The 8,910-nt window shown below is 62.5% G+C and carries 3 protein-coding genes; 2 read left to right on the top strand and 1 reads right to left on the bottom strand.

Annotated elements, in window-relative coordinates; translation table 11 throughout:
• Positions 1-13 precede the first annotated feature (13 nt).
• A complete protein-coding gene (locus ACQ4WY_RS25425) occupies positions 14-280 on the bottom strand; it encodes a hypothetical protein (RefSeq protein WP_436506464.1) in 267 nt (88 codons plus the stop codon).
• 271 nt (positions 281-551) lie between these two features.
• On the opposite strand from ACQ4WY_RS25425, the gene ACQ4WY_RS25420 reads away from it, so the two are divergent.
• Together ACQ4WY_RS25420 and ACQ4WY_RS25415 are read left to right on the top strand one after the other, a co-directional pair.
• Positions 552-2,324 carry a ShlB/FhaC/HecB family hemolysin secretion/activation protein gene (locus ACQ4WY_RS25420; protein ID WP_436506463.1) on the top strand — a complete coding sequence of 591 codons (1,773 nt, stop codon included), beginning with the start codon at positions 552-554 and terminating at the stop codon, positions 2,322-2,324.
• 63 nt (positions 2,325-2,387) lie between these two features.
• On the top strand, positions 2,388-8,910 hold a 6,523-nt coding region (locus tag ACQ4WY_RS25415; RefSeq protein WP_436506462.1), incomplete at its 3' end, for a two-partner secretion domain-containing protein.

Below are 8,910 nucleotides of genomic sequence, written 5' to 3'. Positions count from 1 at the left end.
GCCTGATATTGCGTTAATGACAGGGTGACAGCGTGGCGCTGAGGATCGGCGTATCCTTAAGTTTATCGGAGCGCTTCGATTGCAGCTGTGCTGAAATGAAGGCTTTGTCACCCAGAAGAATCTGAAGACAGGTGCTAGCAAGCGGACTGGTGTCTTCCATCTCGATCGCGACAAACCAGCAATGGCGGATTGTGCAGGTGAGGGTATTTTTGAGGGTATCGGCAACTGAATGGTTTGAAAAGCGCTGAAAAATCAAACGCTTAGCCACCTCATTGACCATCGAGTGGGAGTGAGTTTCCTGTTGGAAACTTTGTGTCCCGGAATGACTGAGTAAGCTAAAGCCCTGTTTTTACAGGGCTTTTTTTTGGTATTCATTGTGGATGCATTTGTCTGACCTACTACCATGATGCCGCGTGCTTATTTACTAGTGGTAATTCAATAGTTAAAAGACAGTTACCAAAGAAGTAAAGTTCTCAAGAAATAAATATAGTTGCCGGATAGAAATAATTAATTTATAATTTCCTTACGTAAATAATTACCTAAGGCAATATATGCACCTGCGCTTGACGCCATGGTGCGGTGTATTTTTGTTTAGCGGCACCCTGTGTGCCGCCGTGTCCGCGCAGACCCGTCCTGAAATCGCGCCGCCCCTTCCCAACACGCCTGGCGCCAGCCAGCGCGACGATGCCAGCCAAGAATTGATACGCCAGCAAGAGCGCGAGCGCCTCCTGCGCCAGCAACAGGAACGCACGCCCGACGTGCGCCTGCTTGAAGCGCCCGCGTCCGCCTCCGCCAATCGTCTGCCCGCGGGCGAATCACCGTGTTTTACCATCGATCATCTGGAACTGCGGGGCGAGGGCGCCGCGCAGTTCCAATGGGCGCTGGCCGCCGCCAGCCGCGACGACCTGGGCGCGCCGGACGCTCCGCTGGGCCGCTGCCTGGGCACGCAGGCCATCAACGTACTGATGGGGCGGCTGCAAAACGCCATCATCGCGCGCGGCTATGTCACGACGCGCGTGCTGGCCGAACCGCAGGACTTGAGCAAGGGTACTTTGGCCCTGAGCGTGATACCGGGGCGCATCCGCCAGATCGGCTTTGCGCCCGGCACGAATCCCCGCGCCACCTGGTGGAACGCCGTGCCGGCCCGGCCTGGTGACTTGCTGAACGTGCGCGATACGGAACAGGCGCTGGAGAATTTCAAGCGCGTGCCGACAGCCGAAGCCGATATCCAGATCATGCCGGCCGAGGGCGGCAATGCGAAGCCGGGCGAGAGCGACCTGCAGATTCAATGGAAGCAGGGCTTGCCATTCCGCCTGGCGCTGGGCCTCGATGATGGCGGCTCGCGCTCGACAGGCAAGCTGCAGGGCAGCGTGACCCTGTCGTATGACCATTGGCTGACCCTGAACGACCTGTTTTACCTGAGCCTGAATCAGAACGTCGACGGCGACCGCAACGGCCCGCGCGGCACGGGCGGCATGGTGGCCCACTATTCGATTCCCTACGCCTACTGGCTGCTGGCTTTCACGGCCAGCGACAGCCGCTACCACCAGTCCGTGGCCGGCATCAATCAAGACTACAACTACAGCGGCGCCAGCCAGAATCGCGAAGTGAAACTGTCGCGCCTGGTGTACCGCGACGCGTCGCGCAAGACGACGGTGTCCCTGCGCGGTTGGCAGCGCGCCGCGCAAAATTTCATCGACGACACGGAAGTGGAAGTGCAGCGCCGCCGCATGGCCGGCTGGGAACTGGGTATCGGTCATCGCGAATTCCTCGGCCAGGCGACGCTGGACGTGAACCTGCAATACCGGCGCGGCACTGGTGCAATGGACGCGATGGCCGCGCCCGAGGAAGCGTTTGGCGAAGGCACCTCACGCCTCAAGCTGCTCCTGGCCGACGCGGCCGTGTCGGCGCCGTTCACGCTGGCTGGCCAGCCGCTGCGCTACTCGGGCAGCTGGCGCGCGCAGCACAACTACACGCCGCTGGTGCCGCAAGACCGCTTTGCCATCGGCGGGCGCTACACGGTACGCGGCTACGACGGCGAAAGCAGCTTGTCGGCCGAGCGCGGCTGGCTGCTGCGCAACGAGCTCGGCGTGCCACTGGGCAGCAGCGCCCAGGAAGCGTATGCCGGGCTAGACCACGGGGAGGTGTCGGGACCGTCTGCCGAATGGCTGATCGCGCGCCGCCTGACAGGCGCCTTCGTCGGCTTGCGCGGCCAGTGGCTGGGCGTGCAGTACGACGCCTTTGTCGGCTGGCCTGTGCGCAAGCCCGACCTGTTCCGCACGGCCAGCCATACGGCCGGCTTCAGCCTGAACGCCAGTTACTAAGACCGCCATCGACCAGTCGTCAGCTCCCTTTATCGCATCATTTAATTGTCATTAGGACATTTCATGAACAAGAACCTGTACCGCATCATCTTCAATAAACGCCGTGGCCAACTGATGGTCGTCGCTGAAAACGCTTCCTCGCAAGGCAAGGCGGCCAAGGGGGAAGGTGGCCTGGACAGCGGCGTCTTTGGCGGAGATGGCGGTGGCGGGATCAATGGCAAGTTGCGGCCGCTGGTCTTGGCGATATTTGGCGCGCTGGGCATGGTGAGCTTTGTGGCCGGCCCGGCCATGGGGCAGATCGTGGCCGACCCGAACGCGCCGGGCCGCCAGCGTCCGACCGTGGTGCAAAGCGCCAACGGCGTGACGCAGGTGAATATCCAGACGCCGAGCGCGGCGGGTGTGTCGCGCAATACCTACAGCCAGTTCGACGTGACGGCGAATGGCGCCATCCTGAACAACAGCCGCGGCAATGTGCAGACGCAGACGGGCGGCTGGGTGCAAGGCAACCCATGGCTGGCGGGCGGCAGCGCGCGCGTCATCCTCAACGAAGTCAATTCGGCCAACCCGAGCCAGCTGCGCGGCTATGTCGAGGTAGCGGGCCAGCGCGCCGAAGTCGTCATTGCCAACCCGGCCGGCGTGGCCATCGATGGCGGCGGTTTCATCAATGCCAGCCGGGTCACGCTGACGACGGGAACACCGATCCTCAACGGCGGCAACCTGGACGGCTACATGGTGCAGCGCGGCGTGGTCAGCATCAACGGACGGGGCCTGGACACGTCGCTGAGTGACTACACGGCGATCCTGGCGCGCGCCGCGCAGATCAATGGCGGCATCTGGGCGCAGGAACTGAAAGTCGTCACAGGAACTAACCAGATCGATGCGGCGCATGGTGTGGCGGGCGCTGCGTCTGGCGTGGGCCCGGCACCAGCGTATGCATTGGACGTGGCACAGCTGGGCGGCATGTATGCGGGCAAGATCACCCTGATCGGTACGGAAGCGGGCCTGGGCGTGCGCAATGCGGGCGTCTTGGCGGCCACGGCAGGCAACCTGGTGCTGCAATCGAACGGTTGGCTGAGCAACAACGGCAATATCCAGTCGGCAGGCAGCGGCAGCCAGACGAGCATTGCCGTGAGGGGCGATGTGGCCAACAGCGGCACCGTGTATGCGGGCGGCGACAGCCAGGTGCAGGCGCAGGGCAATATTGCCAACAGCGGCGTGATTGCGGCGCAGGGTAATGTCAAGGTGCAAGCCACTGGCGCGGCGGCGCGCATCGATGCCACTGCTGGTTCCGTGTTCGCGGCGGGCTTGAATCTGGACAATACATTGACGACTAGCGGCAAGCTGAACGTTTCTGCTGGCGACACCATTGCCGTACATGGCACGGCGGTGGCCGGCGGTGATGGCAGCCTGACGGCGCGCCAGCTGGATATTACTGGGGCGCAAGTGTCGGCCGCGAACGTCAGCCTGGGCGCCAGTGCCGGCGACCTCGACGCCAGCCGGGCGCAGGTCAGTGCGCGCGAACGCCTGCAGCTGGACGCGGCGCAGACCGTGCGCAGCGATGGCGGACAACTGACGGGCCAGCAGTTGGTCGTGCAGGCGCACGACTTGTCGAACGTGGGCGGCCAGATCATGCAACTGGGCGCCGGCGATCTGGCGATTCAATTGCCGGGAAGCCTGGACAATACGCGCGGCGTCATCGCCACGAATAGCCACGCCTTGCGTCTGCAGGCGGGCAGCCTGGGCAACCAGGACGGGCAAATCCAGCATGCGGGCACGGGCGCGCTGGAGATCGGCGCGGCGTACATCAACTTGCAGCGCGGCAGCATCCTCAGCAATGGCGCCATGGCGCTGACGGGTGAGCACATCGACCACCGCGATGCCCGCACGGTGGCGGGGCAACTCAGCATCAACGCCGGTACCTTGGACAACCAGGGCGGCAGCCTGGCGCAGAGCGGCCAGGGCGCGACCGGCGTGCAGGTGCGCGGCGGGCTGGACAACCGCGGTGGCGCGCTGGAAAGCAATGGCACGATGACTGTGCAGGCGGCTGGCGTACAGAATCAGAAGGGCCGTATCGTGTCGGGCACGGACCTGGCACTGTCCACAGGCGCGCTGGACAACACAGAGGCGACCCTGGCGGCGGGCGGCAAGCTGCGTCTCGATAGTGGCGACGTCAACAATACGCGTGGCCAGATCCAGGCAGTGGCGGGCGATGCCAGCCTGTCCGTGGCAAAGCTGAACAATACGGCCGGCAGCATGTTTGCTGGTGGTAACCTCGCCATCCAGGCTCGTGAAGTGCTGAACAGCGGCAACCTGTACGCGGCCGGCAGCCAGGCACTGCAGGTGAGCGGCGCCGTCAGCAACAGCGGCGTCATTGCCGCGCAGGGCGATAACCGCATCGATGCCAGCCGCATCGACAGCACGGCCGGCAGTCTGCTGGGCGCGGGCATCCGCGCCGACGGCAGCCTGGCTGGCAGCGGCCAGCTGCAACTGACGACCACGCAAGCGATCGTGGCCCATGGCCAGAATCTGGCCGCCGGCAAGACCAGCATGCACGCTACGGCCATCGGTCTGAGCGGCAGCCAGACGGGCGGCGCGGCCATTGATTTGAATGCCAGCGCGGGCCATGTCGTCACCGATAACGCACTGGTGACGACCACCGGCTTGCTGTCCGTGGCGGCGGCTGGCAGCGGCCAGGCCCTGTCGAATGTGCGCGGCACCCTGAGCGCCGGGCAACTGGACCTGAAAACTGGATCGCTCGACAACCGTGGCGGCACCCTCATCCAGACGGGCAATGGTGACACAGAATTTAAAGGCAGCACCCTGGACAACACGGGTGGACGCATCGCCGTCAACAGCACCAAACTTACGCTGCATGCCGACAAAGTGCTTAACCGCGACGGCAGCATCGAACACGCGGGCACGGGCAGCCTGAGCATCGACGCGGCGCGTTTCGACGACGAGCGGGGCAAGGTGACGGGCAATGGCCTGGTCGATATCCAGGCAGACACAATCGATCACCGCCAGGCAGTCACCTCCGGACAGCAGGTACGCGTGCAGGCCAGCCAGCTGGATAACAGCGACGGCACCCTGCAGCAGACGGGGCTAGGGCAGATGCGCGTGGACGTGGCGCAGGCGCTGGACAATACGCGCGGCACTATCGCCGGCAATGGCGGCCTGCAAGTACAAGCAGGCGTGCTGGACAACAGCAAGGGCCGCATCACCTCGGCTGCTTCGGCGGATATCGCCAGCAAGGGTGCGCTGAAGAATACGGATGGCGTGATGGCCGCCACACAGGCGCTGCAGTTGGCAGGTATCGGAATCGACAACACCCGAGGCGTATTGCAGGCGGACAATTTACGTCTGGATGCGGTGACCCTGCTGAACCAGCAGGGCACGGTCAGCGCTGGCACGGACCTGATGGCGCGTCTCAGCGGTGATTTGAATAACGGCGGTCTTCTGTATGCGGGCCGTAACCAGCAGCTGACGGTAGGTGGATTGCTGAACAATAGCGGTTCCATCGCCTCCGTTGGCAACACCCATATTACCGCTGCCAAAGTGACTAGCAGCGGCTTGCTGGGTGCCGGTGTCAAGGCCGACGGCAGCCTGGGCACGACGGGCGATTTGACCATCAATGCCGATGGCGTCTTGCAGGCGAGCGGGCAGAACCTGGCAGCGGGCAGCGCGGTGCTGACAGGCGTGTCGGTCGATCTTTCGGGTAGCCAGACAGGCGCCGCCAACATCGCCATCACTGCGCGTAGCGGCGATGTACAGACGAGCAAGGCGGTGATTTCTGCCAGCAATCTGCTGTCCATTACTGCCAATGCGGCCAATGGTCAAGCTCTGGTGAACAGCCAGGGGCAGTTAGTGGGCGGACAGTTGCAACTGAACGCGGCGAACCTGAACAACGCCAGCGGCGACATCGTGCAAACGGGCACAGGCGACACCGTCATCACCACTGGCAAGCTGGACAACACGAGTGGCCGCATCGCCGTCAATAGCGCCAACCTGGCCCTGAACGCGACGGTCTTGACGAACATCAATGGCAAGCTGGAACACGCGGGTGCTGGCGTGCTGGCGATCAACGCAGGTCAGTTCGACAACCAGTACGGCAAGATCACGGGCAATGGCAAGCTCGATATCACGGCAGCTACCCTGGATCACCGCAATGCGACCACCGTCGCCAACCAGCTGAGCGTCAACGCAGGTAGCCTGGATAACCGTGCCGGTAGCCTGGCGCAGACGGGTACCGGGCTGATGACGGTGAGCGCTACTGGTCAGCTGGACAACACGGGCGGCAAGGTCGAAGGCAATGGCGATGCGCTGGTCAAAGCAGCTACTTTGCTGAACAACACAGGCCGCATCGTGGCGTCACAAGATGCGGAACTGCAGATAGGCAGCCTGGACAACACGGAAGGCACGGTGGCGGCAGGCCGCCATCTGCAACTTTCCGGTGGCGACATCGACAATACCAAGGGCCAACTGCAGGCTGTGGCCGGCAATGCGATCTTGACTGTCGGTAAATTGAACAATGCCACCGGCAGCGTGTTTGCTGGCGGCAACCTGAACACCAAGCTGGATACCTTAAATAACACGGGCAGCCTGTATGCGGCCGGGAATCAATCCCTTACCGTAACGGGCGCCATCACAAACACGGGCGTCATCGCTGCACAAGGCAACAACGGTCTCACGGCAAATAGTCTCGACAGCAGTGCAAGCAGCTTGATCGGCGCGGGTATCCAGGCCGATGGCAAGCTGGGCACGGCTGGCGACCTGACGATCAGCATCACACAGGATCTCGCTGCACACGGCCAGACCCTGGCGGCAGGCAATGCCAATCTGACCGGTGCCTCGGTTGATATCAGTGGTAGCCAGACCAGCGCTGCCAACATCGGCCTGACGGCAACACAGGGCGAGGTCAGCACGAATAAAGCGGTGGTAACGACGCCAGGTAAGCTGAATGTGACGACCAGCGCGACCCTGCACAACACGGAAGGTACTTTGCAGGCGGGCCAGCTGGATCTGCATTTGGGCAATCTGGACAATGCCAAGGGCACGGTGCTGCAGACGGGCACAGTCGACACTGTCATTCAGACGGGCAGTCTCGACAACACGGCCGGCCGCATCGCCGTCAACAGCAACAATCTGACTCTCGATGCGACCACGCTGACGAACCGTGATGGCAAGATCGAGCATGCTGGCACGGATATTTTGTCGGTGCAGGCAGGCGTGCTGGACAACAGCAAGGGGCGTATCACGTCCGCTGCTTCGGCGGATATCGCCAGCAAGGGCGCGCTGAAGAATACGGATGGCGTGATCGCCGCCACGCAGGCGCTGCAGCTGACGGGTATTGGACTCGACAACACGCGTGGCGTATTGCAGGCAGACAATTTACGTCTCGACGCGGCTACCTTGCTGAACCAGCAGGGCACGGTCAGCGCTGGCACGGACCTGACGGCAAAAGTGAGCGGTGACCTGAACAATGCCGGCCTGCTGTATGCAGGCCGTAACCAGCAATTGACGGTCGGCGGCGTGCTGAACAACACGGGTTCCATTGCCTCCGTCAATAACACCCATATTACCGCCGGCAAAGTGACCAGCAGCGGCTTGCTGGGTGCGGGTGTGAAAGCGGACGGCAGCCTGGGTACGGCGGGCGATTTGACCATCAATGCCGATGGCGTCTTGCAGGCGAGCGGGCAGAACTTGGCAGCGGGCAATGCCGAGCTGACGGGCGAGGCCATTGATCTATCGGGCAGCCAGACGGGGGCAAGCAACATCGCCATCACTGCGCGCAGCGGCGATGTACAGACGAGCAAGGCGGTGATTTCTGCCAGCAATCTGCTGTCCATTACTGCCAATGCGGCCAATGGTCAAGCTCTGGTGAACAGCCAGGGGCAGCTAGTGGGCGGTCAGTTGCAATTGAATGTGGCGAATCTGAACAACGCCAGCGGCGAGATCGTGCAGACGGGCGCAGGCGACACCATCATTACTACTGGCAAGCTGGACAACAAGAGTGGCCGCATCGCCGTCAACAGCAATAATTTGGCCTTGAACGCCACGGTCTTGACGAACATCAATGGCAAGCTGGAACACGCGGGTGCTGGCGTGCTGGCGATCAACACAGGTCAGTTCGACAACCAGCACGGCCAGATCACGGGCAATGGCAAGCTCGATATCACTGCAGCCACCCTGGATCACCGCAACGCCACCAGCATCGCGAATCAGCTGACGGTGAACGCTGGCAGCTTGGACAATCGCAGTGGCAGCCTGGCGCAGACGGGTACCGGGCTGATGACGGTGAGCGCCACCGGCCAGCTGGACAACACGGGCGGCAAAATCGAGGGTAACGGCGATGCGCTGGTCAAAGCCCAGGTATTACTGAACAACACGGGCCGCATCGTGGCGGCCCAGGATGCCGAGTTGAACATCGGCAGCGTGGACAACACGGTTGGCACGGTGGCTGCCGGCCGTAATTTGGCATTGAACGGTGGCGACATCGACAATACCAAAGGACAATTGCAGGCTGTCGCTGGCGATGCGACCTTGAAGGTTAGCAAGTTCAATAACACGGCAGGCAGTGTGTTTGCCG

Origin of the sequence: Janthinobacterium salmonicoloratum, from assembly GCF_051380845.1 — a bacterium.
Taxonomy (GTDB): Bacteria; Pseudomonadota; Gammaproteobacteria; order Burkholderiales; family Burkholderiaceae_D; genus Janthinobacterium; species Janthinobacterium lividum_F.
Note: the sequence above shows the minus strand (reverse complement) of the source record. Positions and strands in the feature narration are given on the sequence as shown.